The sequence below is a fragment of the Bacillus cereus group sp. MYBKT111-2 genome (genome assembly GCF_051915205.1).
GTDB lineage: Bacteria > Bacillota > Bacilli > Bacillales > Bacillaceae_G > Bacillus_A > Bacillus_A paranthracis.
This window is the reverse complement of record NZ_JBQAEG010000005.1, coordinates 301,933-317,100: the sequence shown is the minus strand read 5'-3', so window position 1 is coordinate 317,100 and position 15,168 is coordinate 301,933. Positions and strand designations below refer to the sequence as shown.

Sequence of the window (15,168 nt, the reverse complement as noted above, 5' to 3'; positions counted from 1 at the left end):
TATATAATATTCATACAAAAAACCTTATTTTTAATAGAGTATTTATTATATTTACATAAAAAGAGGTTGTTTTGTCAATATAATATTGAAAGGAGAGAAAAATAAAATTTTTTAAAAAGTATTGACTTGTGAAAAAAGTTAGGTCTATAATGAGTGCAACTTAAAAAAATGCAAGCGTTGATGAAGAAGAGTACACATGATGAACATGTCAGAGAGCTGATGGTTGGTGCGAATCAGTATGGAATTGATGTGGAATGGGCTTCGGAGCTTCCAAACCGAAACGAAAGAAGTAGGCTTTGGCGACATGATCTCATCGATACAAGAGACACGTATTGTTTTTGATACGGTAAAGTGCGTTACGTTCGTAACGAATTAAGGTGGCACCACGGGAGTACCCGTCCTTTCTATAGGATGAGTACTCCCTTTTTGTGTATAAAAAATTAAATAGATGAAATCGTTTAAGTAAGAAGAGTACGTATATTGGAGACGTTACAGAGAGCCGGGGATAGGTGGGAGCCCGGTGCGGTGCTATATACGGAATGGGCTTACGAGAGGTATGCTGAACAATTATTTTCAGTAGGCAACCCGGGTTCCGCCGTTACAAGGATAAGGTATATATTTTGTACCTGAACAAAGCGGGATGCTTTTGCGTCCAACATGAGGTGGTACCACGGTAAATTTATCGTCCTCTACATATTTTCGATATGTAGAGGACTTTTTTATTTTTCAGGATGAGGTGAAAGGCATGATGACAAAAGAGGAATTTATAAAACAGAAAGAACAAAGAAAAACATTTTTAGTAATCGCTGAAGAAGAAGGAGATAGCATTACGCCAATTTCTTTATATAGACGTATGAAAGGTAAAAAGAAATTTTTATTAGAAAGCTCACAGCTTCATCAAGATAAAGGGCGTTATTCTTACTTAGGTTGTAATCCATATGGAGAAGTGAAAAGCGTTGGTACGGAAGTGGAACGAACCATTTACGGCAGGGCAGAAAAGTTGCAAAGTAACGTACTACAAGTGTTAGAAGAAATAATCGCCCCCTCACAAGTAGACAGTCCATTTCCATTTTGCGGAGGAGCAGTTGGTTATATTGGCTATGACGTCATTCGGCAATATGAAAACATTGGAGCAGATTTACATGATCCATTGAATATTCCAGAAGTACACCTTTTACTGTACCGTGAGTTTATCGTGTATGACCACTTACGCCAAAAGTTGTCGTTTGTATATGTATGCAGGGAAGATGATTCAGCAGATTATGAAGAAGTATACGAAAGGCTGCGAGTATACAAAGAGGAAGTGCTACAGGGAGAAGAATCTGAAGTAACTGAAATAAGATCAACATTATCATTCACTTCTTCTATAACGGAAAGAGAATTTTGCGTGATGGTAGAAACGGCGAAAGAACACATCGGGGCCGGGGACATATTTCAAGTTGTATTATCTCAGCGTTTGCAAAGTGAATGTATTGGTGATCCATTCGCGTTATATCGAAAACTTCGAATTGCCAATCCATCACCATATATGTTTTATATCGATTTTCAAGATTATGTTGTACTCGGTTCTTCGCCAGAAAGTTTGTTATCAGTAAGAGAGGATAAAGTGATGACGAATCCAATTGCCGGTACGAGACCGAGAGGGAAAACGAAGCAGGAGGATACGGAAATTGAAAAAGAACTGTTAGAAAATGAGAAAGAGCGAGCGGAGCATATGATGCTTGTAGATCTTGGGCGAAATGATATTGGTAGGGTGAGTGAAATCGGCTCAGTTACGATAGATAAATATATGAAAGTAGAAAAATATTCTCATGTTATGCACATTGTATCTGAAGTTTACGGAACATTGCGAAAACGAATGAGCGGATTTGATGCATTAGCGTATTGCTTACCAGCGGGGACGGTATCAGGTGCTCCGAAAATTAGAGCGATGGAAATTATAAATGAGCTAGAGAATGAAAAAAGAAATGTGTACGCCGGTGCAGTTGGATATGTTAGTTTTTCAGGAGATCTTGATATGGCGCTCGCCATTCGAACGATGGTCGTAAAGGATGAAAAAGCATACGTTCAGGCAGGAGCGGGTATCGTTTACGATTCAGATCCAGTAGCTGAATATGAAGAAACATTAAATAAAGCGAGAGCGCTATTGGAGGTAATGAAATGATTGTCCTGATCGATAATTATGATTCATTCACATATAACTTGTATCAACTATTAGGCGAATACGAAGAAGAAATTGTTGTCGTAAGAAATGATCAAATAACGATAGAACAATTAGAAGAAATGAACCCAAAAGGAATTGTGCTTTCACCAGGACCAGGAAAACCAGAGGATGCTGGGATTTGTATTGATGTCATCCGTCATTTTTATAAGAACGTTCCTATATTAGGTATTTGCCTTGGTCATCAAGCGATTATATCAGCATTTGGAGGAGAGATTGTAAGAGCAGAACGCATTAAACACGGAAAAACATCGCGTGTGAAACATAACGGAACGTCAATCTTTTCATATGTGACGCAGCCGCTAACAGCGATGCGCTACCATTCTCTTGTTGCAGCACAAACGAGCTTGCCACAGTGTTTTGACATATTAGCGACAGCGATGGACGATGGAGAAATAATGGCAGTTCGTCACAATTATTATCCGCTCTTCGGATTACAGTTTCATCCGGAATCAATCGCAACAGAAGAAGGCGGAAAGTTAATACGTGCCTTTTTAGGCGAAGTGAAAGAGGAGGAAAGAGTATGAATAACTATCTTCGTAAATTGGTGGAGGGACAACATTTAACAGAAGAGGAAATGTATAAAGCAGGGCTCCTTTTATTAAATGAAAACATATTGGAAAGTGAAATTGCAGCTTTCTTAGTCTTACTGAAAGCGAAAGGTGAAACGGCAGAAGAAATATACGGTCTCGTTCGAGCTCTTCGCGAAAAGGCATTACCGTTTTCAAATCATATACAAGGCGCGATGGACAATTGCGGGACGGGTGGTGACGGTGCCCAAACGTTTAATATTAGTACAACATCGGCATTTGTACTGGCAGGAGCTGGCGTAAAGGTTGCAAAACATGGGAATCGTGCTGTTTCTAGTAAAACAGGAAGTGCAGATTTATTAGAAGAACTCGGTGTAAATATTAGTAGTACGCCAAACGAAATTGATTATTTATTAGAGCATGTCGGAATCGCATTTTTATTCGCACCAGCGATGCATCCAGCATTAAAGCGCATTATGAAAATAAGAAAAGAATTAAACGTTCCGACGATCTTTAACTTAATTGGACCGTTAACGAATCCGGTGAATTTAGAAACACAATTTGTCGGCATTTATAAACGAGATATGTTACTACCAGTTGCGCAAGTACTACAGAAACTAGGAAGAAAACAAGCACTTGTCGTAAACGGAAGTGGGTTTTTAGATGAAGCATCATTGCAAGGAGAAAATCACGTAGTCCTTTTAAAAGATAATGAAATAGTAGAAATGAGTATTGATCCAGAAAAGTATGGTTTTTCAAGAGTGAAAAATGAAGAGATTAGAGGAGGGAATTCAAAAGAAAATGCAAAGATTACGGTCGGCGTATTGAGCGGAGAAAAGAGTGTTTATCGCGATACCGTTTTATTAAATGCAGGTCTAGCTCTTTTCGCAAATGGAAAAGCAAAGACGATTGAAGAAGGAATAACACTCGCAGCACATAGCATTGACTCTGGAAAAGCATTAGCGAAACTAAACTTATTAATTGCAGCAAGTAACGAAAAATTAGAAAGGGTGAATTAAAGTGGGGACTATTTTAGACAAAATTGTAGATCAAAAGAAAAAGGAAGTTGCGGCATTATATGAAACATATACACCAGTAAAAGAAAAAAGAAAAACGCGCTCACTTGTAAAGGCTCTAGAGCAATTTACTGTCATTGCAGAAGTAAAGCGAGCATCACCATCAAAAGGAGATATTAATTTACATGTTGATGTACGAAAACAAGTGAAGACATATGAAGAATGCGGCGCTGGTGCAGTTTCTGTTTTAACAGACGGTCAATTTTTTAAAGGGTCATTTTATGATTTACAAACGGCAAGAGAAGAAAGCAGCATTCCGCTTTTATGTAAAGATTTCATAATCGATAAGATTCAAATTGATAGAGCGTATGAAGCTGGTGCAGATATTATTTTACTAATCGTAGCGGCGTTAACGAAAGAGAAATTAAAAGAGTTGTATAGCTACGTACTAAAAAAAGGATTAGAAGCGATTGTTGAAGTTCATGATGAACATGAATTAGAAATTGCAATTCAATTAAATCCGCACGTTATCGGTATTAACAACCGTAATTTAAAAACATTCGAAGTTGATTTAAGTCAAACAGAAAAGCTTGGAAAACGATTAAATGAGGAGAAATTACTTTGGATTAGTGAGAGCGGGATTCATTCAAAAGAAGACATGATCCGCGTTAAACGAGCGGGGGCAAAAGGTGTACTAGTTGGAGAAGCGCTTATGATATCGTCTTCTATTCATACCTTTTTTGAAGATTGTAAGGTGAACATATGAAAGTGAAAATTTGCGGGATCACTGATATGGAAACAGCAAAACGTGCTTGCGAATACGGAGCTGATGCAATCGGATTTGTTTTTGCAGAAAGTAAGCGGAAAATTACTCCAGGGCTAGCGAAAGAAATCATTCAGGAACTTCCAGCCAACGTGTTAAAAATCGGTGTTTTCGTAAATGAATCAGTAGAAATAATCCAGATAATTGCAGATGAATGCGGGTTAACACATGTACAACTACACGGGGATGAAGATAATCATCAGATTAGAAGATTGAATATTCCGTCTATAAAAGCGCTCGGAGTAACTTCAGAGGCTGATATGAGAAATGCTCAAGCATATGAAACGGATTATATATTATTTGATAGTCCGAAAGAAAAGTTTCACGGAGGAAATGGAAAGACATTTTCATGGGAACTACTTGGGCATATGCCAAAAGAATTGCGAAAGAAAACGATATTAGCTGGTGGATTAAACGCTCTTAATATAGAAGAAGCAATTCGAACTGTTCGGCCATACATGGTCGATGTGAGCAGCGGAGTAGAGACAGAAGGAAAGAAAGATGTAGAGAAAATAAAACAATTTATTATAAAAGCGAAGGAGTGTTCCAAATGAACTACGCATATCCAGATGAAAAAGGACATTACGGTATATACGGAGGACGATATGTTCCAGAAACGTTAATGCAATCTGTACTAGAACTAGAAGAAGCATATAAAGAAGCGATGCAAGATGAAGCATTTCAAAAGGAATTAAATCATTATTTAAAAACGTACGTCGGAAGAGAAACACCGCTATATTATGCTGAAAATATGACGAAGTATTGCGGTGGTGCAAAGATTTATTTAAAACGTGAAGATTTGAATCATACAGGAGCTCATAAAATTAACAATACAATCGGTCAGGCACTACTTGCAGTGCGAATGGGCAAGAAAAAAGTTGTCGCTGAAACAGGAGCTGGACAACACGGAGTTGCAACAGCTACTGTATGTGCTCTTCTCGGATTAGAATGCGTCATTTTTATGGGAGAAGAAGATGTAAGACGTCAAAAATTAAATGTGTTCCGAATGGAATTACTCGGAGCGAAAGTAGAAAGTGTAGCGGCAGGTAGCGGTACATTAAAAGATGCGGTAAACGAGGCGCTTCGTTACTGGGTTTCACATGTGCATGATACGCACTACATTATGGGATCTGTTCTCGGACCACATCCATTCCCGCAAATTGTCCGTGATTTCCAAAGTGTAATTGGAAATGAAACGAAAAAACAATATGAGGCGTTAGAAGGAAAGTTACCAGAAGCAGTCGTTGCTTGTATTGGCGGTGGTAGTAATGCGATGGGGATGTTTTATCCGTTCGTACACGATGAAGAAGTTGCTCTTTACGGCGTAGAAGCAGCTGGAAAAGGCGTTCATACAGAAAAGCATGCAGCAACTTTAACGAAAGGAAGCGTTGGCGTTCTCCACGGATCAATGATGTATCTTCTGCAAAACGAAGAAGGACAAATTCAAGAAGCACACTCTATTTCAGCAGGACTTGATTATCCAGGTGTTGGTCCAGAACATAGCTTGCTCAAAGATATTGGCCGCGTTTCTTATCATTCCATTACTGATGATGAAGCGTTAGAAGCATTTCAATTATTAACGAAAAAAGAAGGGATTATCCCGGCGCTAGAAAGCTCGCATGCTGTCGCATACGCATTAAAATTAGCACCGCAAATGAAGGAAGACGAAGGACTTGTCATTTGTTTATCTGGCCGCGGTGATAAAGATGTAGAGAGTATAAAACGTTATATGGAAGAGGTGTAAAAAATGGGAGTAGAAAAAATGAAAGCAGCATTTGAAAATGGTAAGAAAGCATTTATTCCGTACGTAATGGGCGGAGATGGTGGCCTTGAGAAGTTAAAAGAAAGAATTCGTTTTCTAGACGAAGCGGGAGCAAGCATCGTTGAAATTGGTATCCCGTTTTCAGATCCAGTCGCAGATGGCCCAACGATTCAAAGAGCAGGGAAACGAGCGCTAGATGGCGGTGTAACATTAAAGGGCATTTTTCAAGCGTTAGCAGAAGTAAGAAAAGAAGTACAAATTCCTTTTGTACTCATGACATACTTAAATCCAGTACTTGCATTCGGAAAAGAACACTTCATTGAGAGATGCTTAGAAGCAGGTGTGGACGGTATTATCGTTCCAGACTTACCGTATGAAGAACAAGATATTATTGCACCGCTTCTCCGAACTGCAAATATCGCTTTAATCCCACTCGTTACCGTTACGAGCCCAATTGAGCGAATCGAGAAAATTACGAGTGAATCAGAAGGGTTCGTCTACGCTGTTACAGTAGCAGGCGTAACAGGCGTACGTCAAAACTTTAAAGAGGAGATTCATAGTTACTTAGAAAAAGTAAAATCACATACGCATTTACCGGTAGTGGCAGGGTTCGGTATTTCAACGAAGGAACATGTAGAAGAAATGATTACAATATGTGACGGGGTTGTCGTTGGAAGTAAAATTATTGAACTGTTAGAAAATGAAAAACGAGAAGAAATATGTGAATTCATACAGGCAACAAAACAAAAAGAAGAGGCATAAGTCTCTTCTTTTTGTTTTCCATAATAAATGTTAAAATATACAGAAAATACATATAATTTAGAGGGTGAGAAAGCATGCTAAGACGGAAACTATTATATCTACTTCTAACTGTACCACTATACGCTTGGCTCATTAGCATGACAAAAATAGAATTGATGGCTTTATTTTTAGGATATGTATTCATCTTTTCCAACTTAAATCGCATTCAAGAGCAATCTATTTTAGAAATATGTATATTTTCGATTAGTATAGAATTATTTAGTATCGTTTCGATTGTATTGTTAAATGAATTATTCCGATGGATCCACTCATTTGAATTAATGAAATTTGGGAATGTTGTATTGCAAGTCATATGTGCTTATATTGTGTTTGTTGTGTTAGACAAAATAATTGGGCAGCAGACAGTTTTTCAGGATAATAGAAAATGGGAGTGATTAAAAAAGGAGCCGTTCGGTTCCCTTTTTTGTATCTGTTGCAAAAACAATTGAAAAAAATCATATCTGTTATATAATAGTTAAAAATTGTATTTTAAACGAAAAGAGATGATAACATGGCCATATTGTTGGCACTTATCCCAATTATGATGATTTTCATTTGTTTATTTTTATTGAAACAAACGTCATTAAGGTCTTCTTTAATTGCTTACGTTGTATCTGTTGGAATCGTTTTACTTTCGCCAACATTTCAATTAGGGATAAGTGAAACTGTGCATGCAACGATTAAAGGTTGGTTAATTTGTTTTATTGTCGGGTACGTTTTATTTTTCGGTATTTTTTTATTTCACCTCATGAACAAAATGGGGTACATCGACCAAGTAGCGCGTTTTTTAGAAGAAGTGACGCAAGATCGTTTATTACAAATGCTTCTTATGTGCTTTGGTATTTGCCCACTAATTGAATCGGTAAGTGGATTCGGAATTGGTTTTATGGTTGCAGCACCTATTTTTCTTTCATTAGGTTATAAACCGTTCCAAGCTGTACTGCTCTCGTTTATCGGCTTACTAGCTAGTTCATGGGGGGCAATGGCAACTGGTACGATTATCGGTTCGCAACTTATCAATATGCCGCTTACAACACTCGGTACAAATACAGCGCTATTAAGTATCCCGATGTTTGCTTATTTCGTCATTCTTTCTTTACACGTTGTTGGCGGCTGGCAGGCGGTTATTGAAAAGTGGAAGGAAGGATTCGGTTTCTTTCTATTATTTTCTCTCGGAATCTATCTTTCTAACGCATACGTAAGTGTTGAACTAGCAGGTATACTAAGTTCTATCATTACGATTACATTTGGCTTTCTTATCATTAAATTAAAAGGAAAAAGTGGGCAAAATCTTATAACAGAGCATGCGGCTGCAACGGAGAGAGAAGTATCTATTATAAAAATTATTAGCCCTTATATATTTCTAACAGTTTGTATTTTACTTTCTCGCCTCGTTCCAGCATTACATGATTTGTTCAGATCATATGCGGTTCTTGATTTGAAATCATACTCTTACAAACTAGAGTTACTATATTCACCAGGATTTTGGCTCGGTATGACTTGCTTATTTACTATTATTTTCTTCCGCATCCCGTCTAATATTATTAAACAATCACTCTCACAAACGATCAAACAATGGATTCCTTTTGCGATTACGACGACAATGTTTATCGCCATTTCAGAATTAATGGGTGCATCTGGCATGCATTCATTACTTGCAAAAACGGCTGGTGAAACATTTGGAACATTTTTCGTTTTCGTTGCTCCGTTCATCGGTGGTATCGGTGGCTTTTTAACAGGTAGTAATGCAGGCTCAAATGCGATGTTCATAAAACTACAAATGCAAACGGCGCAAAATGTAGCACTCCCGTGGCAATACGTCACAACATTGCAAAACACCGCATCATCAGTAGCGACGATCGCTTGCCCGTCACGGATTACACTAGGTGCGTACTTATGTAATATCCCGTATCGCGAAAATGAACTATTAAAGAAGACGACGTTAATGATCTTTGGTGCGGTGTTGCTTATAGTGGTAGAGGTTGTTGTTTGGTATATGTTGAAAAATTAAAAATCCTCCTGACATAGGAGGATTTTTGTTATGAGTGGATAATGTTTTAAATATGAAAAGCTTCTACTAAATGAATAGGAGATGAAATGTATGCCCCTAAAAAACTACGGCGTGTTAAAAGGTACAGTTATACAATCTAAAATCGGAAAAGGGAAAACTCCTCATTATCAAGTTCATTTACAAGGTGAAGCAGAAGTAGATTATCGTATTGCAATTAACGTAAAGTCGCAAAGTTATCCGTCAGAAGTTTTATATTTTGCAAGCGACAATATTCGGTCAGAAGCGATTCATATTTTACCAACATTACCATTTGGTTTTACAGAAATAAAAAACAATGAACCGAAAGTAGCTTTAGACTACGTAAGAGGTAATTTATTTGATTCCAAGCAAATGATTCCTTTACCTGCTGAAAAAGCAGGAGTGGATAATGATTTAAATGAAAAAATAGAACGTTATATAAAACAAGCAATAGAAGAAAAAGCAATTATTTACGCGTTCGGTGAAAGATGGGGACCAGAAGAAAATACACCCGATTCTTACTTTCATTTCGAACCAGGAAACGGGATACACGATATTCACATGAATCAAGGGAATGTAGAAAAATGGAAAGGTGATAATGGTATATGGCAAGACGGAGGAATACTCATTCACTTTGAAAAGGAAGAAGAATGGATTGGTATCTTTCTTGCATTCCAATCACAGTCATGGTGTACCGATGAAGAAGGGCATGCTCGTGTGCCTGTTGAGCATTGTGATTATAAGGGAAATAACTGATGAAAAGAGCTAGTTCGATATGAACTGGCTCTTTTCGTTGTAAATAAGATATATGGCAACCAGTATTTTATCTTATAATATTAAACCATTCTTTATAAGATGTTTCACTGTGCGCTCCCTCAATTCTATTTTTTTCTTTCCCGTTTCTATACTCAACGATTGTAGGGACTGCTTCTATCCTAAAATTATCCCATTCCTCTATAGGGTATTCCCCTAAATTTATTACTTTCATTGGGATATTTTTATCTTTTGCCATTGGTACAATAATTGGGCTAACTTGCTCACAGTATAGGCAACCTTCCTTATAAAAATATATAACATGCTTTTCATTATTAATTAGGTCTGCCTTTAGTTGTTTAATTGAAATCGAATTTTGATAATAATTCCCGTCCTGTATCTTACTAACTTCAAGTTCCTGATTTTTATTCCCTTTTTGCACAAAAAATATACCAGACAGAATTGAAATGATTACAAGACTAAACAGTATCATTTTTTTCATCGTTACACCACTCTTGCTAAATATATTGATTCCTTTTGAAAAATGAAGAGCCACCCATAAGTGAATTTCTAGGAAGCTCCTCATTTATTAATCATATATCATACATTCACTCACTTGTTCTATTTTTGAATATATAAAATAAAACATTTAAAACACCCAAAATAAATATAGTAAATATCATATATAAGCTTGTTCCATCTATCTCAACTTGGTATTCATCTACTATAAATCCAGACATTACATATAAGAGACCCGCTATCAATATACAAATCCCAGAAATACTAAATACATATAGAGTATTGATTTTTTTACAATTTATCAAAATTAAATACGAAAGAGCTATTAAGATACCAATCAGCACCTTAAATACGGGTCTTAATTCTGTGAAAATTTGAATATCCAAGTATATTCCTCCTAAAATAATATAGATTTAACTTGGATTGCAGGCTGCTAAAAGCGTCTGTGGATAACTTACATTTGGCCTACTTGGTTCAATATTCCAAGGGTTTTTCTTACTACCAATGGTATCATGATGACAATCATACTGTTTCTTTAATCCTGATTCATTCTTCCATTTACTATTTCCAGAATGAACAGCTTTTAACTTAACCCAACTATCATGCCTTCTAGAAAGAACTTCTGCATTGTTTTTTCCAGATGTTAAATATGGTTTATGCGTAATGCTTAGTGATATCATACCATCGCGCGTTATCCACTTAGCACCTGAGAAATAATCTTTGTAATATTTTACACTTGCTTTCATAGCCACTGTAACTGGTTCCTTTGCTTCACTAGCTTCCACATGTAACTGCAACACATTCCCTTTAGAAACTTCTGCATGGATTGTAGCACCTAGTTCAGATTTTATTTGTGGCGTATATAATAAAGCAATTGATTCATTTTCTTTATTATAAACGTTACCAGCCCCATTGAAGTTGCCATATTCATCTTTAATAAGTTGAATATACTCTCCATCTTGGAAGTCAAATGGAATTTCAATAGTAGCGTTCGTATCTTCAGGCGCTAAAGTAATTGTTTGCTCAATACTATTACCCTTCTTTTCGATCTTATAATCTAGTGTATCACCTTTAGAATAAGTATTTACTGATTTTGGTTGCAAACTAGGCCTTCCTACTCCAAATACATTTCCTTCCTCAGCTACTAATTGGTTTTCTCCAACCCATTTATCAATAGATTCTATATCGATAAATTTCTGATTTGTATTTTGTACTCCTGCATTTACTTCATTATTAAATGTTGCAAATGAAGTAGCCAATACAACACCTGTTGTAAAAACTTTTAAACTTTTCATACAATCACCTTCTCTTTTCTTTTTTAGTTACATTTGTATATTATAATTAATGGATTTTAATTACAAGTCTAGTTATTTGTGCGTTTTTTCGATATAATTTTATTGTAAACATTTAGAAATTTAATGAGGTTTATAATTAGTTATATTTAAATAAGTGGTAAAACGAATATAGAGCGGAAGGCACCTTAGGGTGTCTTTATTTGCATAAAAACCCTCATCATCCTATGGGAATGACGAGGTCTTTAATATATATCCAATCTCTTCAATAATTTGTATTTTGAAATTCAAGAAAGATATTGATGTGCTTTTACGTAAGTAAATAGTTTTCTCTTGAGCTTATTATTGGTGTATAGAATAGTATTTGAAAGGAAGAATTTAATATTTCCATTAGGTGAACAGCCCGTTTATTCTTAAGAATTTAGTTGGAATAGTTGCTCATGTACAAAAGCTAGTTATTAGTGGTGAAATAAAGAATATAGGAGAAAAATTCATTAATCATCTTGAGAGAATAAGAAGAGGGCGTTCAAAAAGAACGCCCTCTTCTTATTTTATAAAACGAAAAACTAACGAGTGTAGAAAGACAAGAGAACAGCAGTGCCACACTAGAAAACGCAATGAGATACATATTATATTTCATAACCTGTCCAATTAGCTGATTACTGTCGTATTGAAACAGTCCTGCTATTATGTTGAATAAAAATAACACGATAAACATGACGACAACACCGTCTATTGATCCTTTAATGTCTGGTTTACTTAAAGCGATATGTGCGGAAATGCAAATGGCGATAAATAAAAATAACCAAAAGGAAGGATTCAATAAATTGCCGATTGTAAATAAGCTTTTCAATAATACAAACGTCGACAAGAGCATGTTTTGAATCATTTCTACATTAATAGAAGTAGAAGCAATCGTTTTTTCGAGAGTTGTATGAAATAAAAAATATGATTCTGGTACGAAATAGCGCATTAAAAGGATTAATGCAGTAATACCAGAAATAATAGGCCCAATGCCGATAAAGAAATTCCCAATTCGTTGATACACACTTTTTTGATTGTATTGATGTTGTATATAACCTAAGGCCCCTTGACTTGTATCTGTTGGGAAGAACTGAGTCGCCACAATTTTATGACGGAACAGTACGCACATAATGGCATGTCCAAGTTCGTGAATCGGAACACCGATCCAAGCCGTTAATAGGAATCCTTTTCTTCCAAAAGCTCTCGACCAATACATGCGTGTGAGAGATTCTAAATAGCCTAATAGAAATCCAATTACAATGATAACGCCAATTAAAGATAATAATTGGATTACGCTTGTAAGGAGTATTTGAAAAATTGAGTTTACCAATTCCATTGCCAGTCATCCAATCTGTTAGAAACATTATTTATCCGACTTTAATGGGCAGTAAGACCCCCACCTCAAAATTCAGCGAAAGCAAAGAAGTTAGGTAGGGGATCAACTGCCCATAAAAGTCCGATTGGTTCAACTAATAATCAGTGGGGGATGAAGAAAACCCCCACTGATTAAAGTTTCACTTTATTCTGTTTCATAATAGCATTTTTTTTCAAGATTGCTAGCACATATATTTTCTTTCGGAAGGAGGATTTCAGAATCTTTTTCTTGTAGTCATGTTTTATGTACAAAGTCATATATTGAATTTGTAACACCCTATATGGTATCTGCTTAAGGGGGGAATGCGAGAATGAAATGTCTGGCGTGTCATACAGAAAATAGAGCAGAGGCAAAGTTTTGCGGGAATTGTGGACATTCGTTAACGGAGGGGGCAGTAGCGAGTAGTTCACAGGAAGAAGGTGAGCAACAAGTACGCATAGCACAAGCGAAGGAAACTCGTCCGAATGAAACGGTAGAGAAAGCGAAGCGATTTGTGGGTGGGTATTTTCAGTTTTTTAAACATGCTTTCAAAGCACCGACAGCGATTATGAAAAGCGGCGCTATTGAAGTGCGAAATGGAATTGTAAGTCTTGTTCTTATTTGTTTTTTAGGAGCATGTATTTTTTATAGAATGATGAGTGCAGCATCAGCAGTTACGAGAACATTTGCACCAGATATATCTACTCCCACGTTTTTTGGAGAATCTATAACGGTCTTTTTCTTTTTATTAATTTTAACTTTATTTGTCGGATTTATTATTTTTGTAAGTGGTAAGATGATGAAATCATCTTTTTCGTTTCTTGAAGTATTTGGTATATGGGGAACGATAGCGACGCCGGCTATTGTCATATTAGTTCTTTCTTTTCTGTTTAGCTTTTTATTAATCTTTTTCTTACCAATCTTATTAGGGCTGGCTACAACGTATATGTCAATTAGTATAATTGTCGCTATAGTAAAGCTAGATAACGGCGGATTAGACCTTATTTATACACTTCTTATCGCAAATGTTTTAATTGGAATTGCAACATTCATTGTACTGTGGTCTTACATTAGCACGATCATTCAAACCTTTACACAGGGATTCACTGGCTTCTAACGAAAAGGTGGTTGAATGTATGTACAAAGTATGGAACTTAGTTTGAAGATGGTTTGCAATTTTATCAAAACCTCGGTATGTATATAATGGTTTCATCTTTCCTGATAGTGATATCCGAAAATTAACGAGTGGGGACTTAACATACTTATCGAAAGAACAATTGAAAATAGAGAGAAACGAAATATACGCAAGGCATGGACATATTTTTCAAAACAGTCTTGGTATAGAGAAAACAAATATTATACAGGAAAGTTAACGGATATTGAATCTTATAATGTTGAACTCATTAAATCAAGAGAATAGAACACGATAAAAAGGTACAGTGCATAACTGTACCTTTTTATCGTTATTTATCTGAACCAGGATCCCTTGAGAAAAAGATGTGAAAGAGAAATGTGACTTTACTGGATCCTCCTGATGTACTAGCCTGTATATGTGATAAAGGACCAGACGTTAGGGCTGCCTCGGAATGGGGTGGTACGACTATTTTGAGCGCATGATCTGATTCTGGTGAAGCAATAACAGTAATTGTATCATCAGAGAAGTTTATAATTTTAACAGAACCGACTGGAAAGATGGACTTGCCAGCATGTGATGCTGAAGCGAATTGGGTAGCTTTCCAAATATCTTGCGCAAATGTATCATCGTTAGATAACCAAGCACGAGCGCTATATATTGTTGCATTAATGGAAAATTCTTGGTCAAGTGAGACGGCGGGTTTCGGTTCTTTTGGTTCTTGCGGTTCATCTGGAAGCTGGGCGAGAAGGCCGGCGCACATATATTTCACCTACTTTCAATAGTAACTGTTATAGCATATTAAACATGTTGTTTATAAGGCACGACAGTTACCTATTTAGGCATAGGTTTGTGCACCAAATTTGAAGATGAAATTCTCTTTCTTTACAATGGAAGTAGGTGTTATTTCTA

Annotated in this window: 16 protein-coding genes, 1 pseudogene and 2 other annotated features; of the genes and pseudogenes, 12 read left to right on the top strand and 5 right to left on the bottom strand. The window is 36.4% G+C overall.

Annotated features, from left to right (window positions below):
• The first annotated feature begins 168 nt into the window (after positions 1-168).
• Positions 169-406 (top strand) — a binding site (T-box leader).
• A gap of 42 nt (positions 407-448) precedes the next feature.
• Positions 449-693: a binding site (T-box leader), on the top strand.
• Between the two features lie 52 nt (positions 694-745).
• From trpE to ACTFNE_RS16805, 10 genes are all read left to right on the top strand, one after another.
• Positions 746-2,164: an anthranilate synthase component I gene (trpE, locus tag ACTFNE_RS16850; RefSeq protein ID WP_046198569.1), complete on the top strand. Its 1,419-nt coding sequence runs from the start codon at positions 746-748 to the stop codon at positions 2,162-2,164.
• Positions 2,161-2,748, top strand: a complete 588-nt coding sequence (locus tag ACTFNE_RS16845; protein WP_046198568.1) for an aminodeoxychorismate/anthranilate synthase component II — start codon at positions 2,161-2,163, stop codon at positions 2,746-2,748. The genes trpE and ACTFNE_RS16845 overlap by 4 nt, the downstream gene beginning before the upstream one ends.
• Positions 2,745-3,770 (top strand): anthranilate phosphoribosyltransferase, encoded by a 1,026-nt coding sequence (trpD, locus tag ACTFNE_RS16840; RefSeq protein ID WP_046198567.1) that lies wholly within the window; start codon positions 2,745-2,747, stop codon positions 3,768-3,770. Before ACTFNE_RS16845 ends, trpD begins: the two co-directional genes overlap by 4 nt.
• Position 3,771: 1 nt before the next feature.
• Complete coding sequence (gene trpC, locus ACTFNE_RS16835) at positions 3,772-4,533, top strand: indole-3-glycerol phosphate synthase TrpC (protein WP_046198566.1); 762 nt, start codon at positions 3,772-3,774, stop codon at positions 4,531-4,533.
• The gene (locus ACTFNE_RS16830; RefSeq protein WP_046198565.1) at positions 4,530-5,144 is read left to right on the top strand and encodes a phosphoribosylanthranilate isomerase; all 615 of its coding nucleotides are present in this window, start codon (positions 4,530-4,532) and stop codon (positions 5,142-5,144) included. The genes trpC and ACTFNE_RS16830 overlap by 4 nt, the downstream gene beginning before the upstream one ends.
• Positions 5,141-6,334: a tryptophan synthase subunit beta gene (gene trpB / locus ACTFNE_RS16825; protein ID WP_046198564.1), complete on the top strand. Its 1,194-nt coding sequence runs from the start codon at positions 5,141-5,143 to the stop codon at positions 6,332-6,334. The genes ACTFNE_RS16830 and trpB overlap by 4 nt, the downstream gene beginning before the upstream one ends.
• A gap of 3 nt (positions 6,335-6,337) precedes the next feature.
• The gene (gene trpA, locus ACTFNE_RS16820; RefSeq protein WP_000537853.1) at positions 6,338-7,114 is read left to right on the top strand and encodes a tryptophan synthase subunit alpha; all 777 of its coding nucleotides are present in this window, start codon (positions 6,338-6,340) and stop codon (positions 7,112-7,114) included.
• Between the two features lie 74 nt (positions 7,115-7,188).
• Positions 7,189-7,548 (top strand): DUF4029 domain-containing protein, encoded by a 360-nt coding sequence (locus tag ACTFNE_RS16815; protein WP_046198563.1) that lies wholly within the window; start codon positions 7,189-7,191, stop codon positions 7,546-7,548.
• A 116-nt stretch (positions 7,549-7,664) separates the two neighbouring features.
• A complete protein-coding gene (locus tag ACTFNE_RS16810; protein ID WP_270706182.1) occupies positions 7,665-9,164 on the top strand; it encodes an L-lactate permease in 1,500 nt (499 codons plus the stop codon).
• A 90-nt stretch (positions 9,165-9,254) separates the two neighbouring features.
• The gene (locus tag ACTFNE_RS16805) at positions 9,255-9,938 is read left to right on the top strand and encodes a DUF2278 family protein (RefSeq protein ID WP_001128585.1); all 684 of its coding nucleotides are present in this window, start codon (positions 9,255-9,257) and stop codon (positions 9,936-9,938) included.
• 67 nt (positions 9,939-10,005) lie between these two features.
• Here ACTFNE_RS16805 and ACTFNE_RS16800 read toward each other — a convergent pair whose 3' ends face one another.
• The 4 genes from ACTFNE_RS16800 to ACTFNE_RS16785 form a co-directional block, all read right to left on the bottom strand.
• Entirely contained in the window at positions 10,006-10,437 is a 432-nt protein-coding gene (locus ACTFNE_RS16800) for a thioredoxin family protein (RefSeq protein ID WP_000738240.1), read from the bottom strand.
• A gap of 106 nt (positions 10,438-10,543) precedes the next feature.
• Complete coding sequence (locus tag ACTFNE_RS16795) at positions 10,544-10,840, bottom strand: hypothetical protein (RefSeq protein ID WP_000354355.1); 297 nt, start codon at positions 10,838-10,840, stop codon at positions 10,544-10,546.
• Positions 10,841-10,867: 27 nt separating this feature from the next.
• Positions 10,868-11,749 carry a DUF2599 domain-containing protein gene (locus tag ACTFNE_RS16790; RefSeq protein ID WP_046198561.1) on the bottom strand — a complete coding sequence of 294 codons (882 nt, stop codon included), beginning with the start codon at positions 11,747-11,749 and terminating at the stop codon, positions 10,868-10,870.
• Between the two features lie 523 nt (positions 11,750-12,272).
• Entirely contained in the window at positions 12,273-13,106 is an 834-nt protein-coding gene (locus tag ACTFNE_RS16785; protein ID WP_046198560.1) for a hypothetical protein, read from the bottom strand.
• 349 nt (positions 13,107-13,455) lie between these two features.
• Between ACTFNE_RS16785 and ACTFNE_RS16780 the strand changes: the two genes are divergently transcribed.
• On the top strand, positions 13,456-14,241 hold the full coding sequence (locus tag ACTFNE_RS16780; protein WP_046198559.1) for a zinc ribbon domain-containing protein: 786 nt from the start codon (positions 13,456-13,458) through the stop codon (positions 14,239-14,241).
• Positions 14,242-14,317: 76 nt separating this feature from the next.
• Positions 14,318-14,544: pseudogene (locus ACTFNE_RS16775) on the top strand (YARHG domain-containing protein); the annotation flags it as partial.
• A gap of 43 nt (positions 14,545-14,587) precedes the next feature.
• Here the strand turns inward: ACTFNE_RS16775 and ACTFNE_RS16770 are convergent.
• Positions 14,588-15,019, bottom strand: coding sequence for a hypothetical protein (locus ACTFNE_RS16770; protein WP_000332405.1), 432 nt, complete (start codon positions 15,017-15,019; stop codon positions 14,588-14,590).
• Positions 15,020-15,168 lie beyond the last annotated feature (149 nt).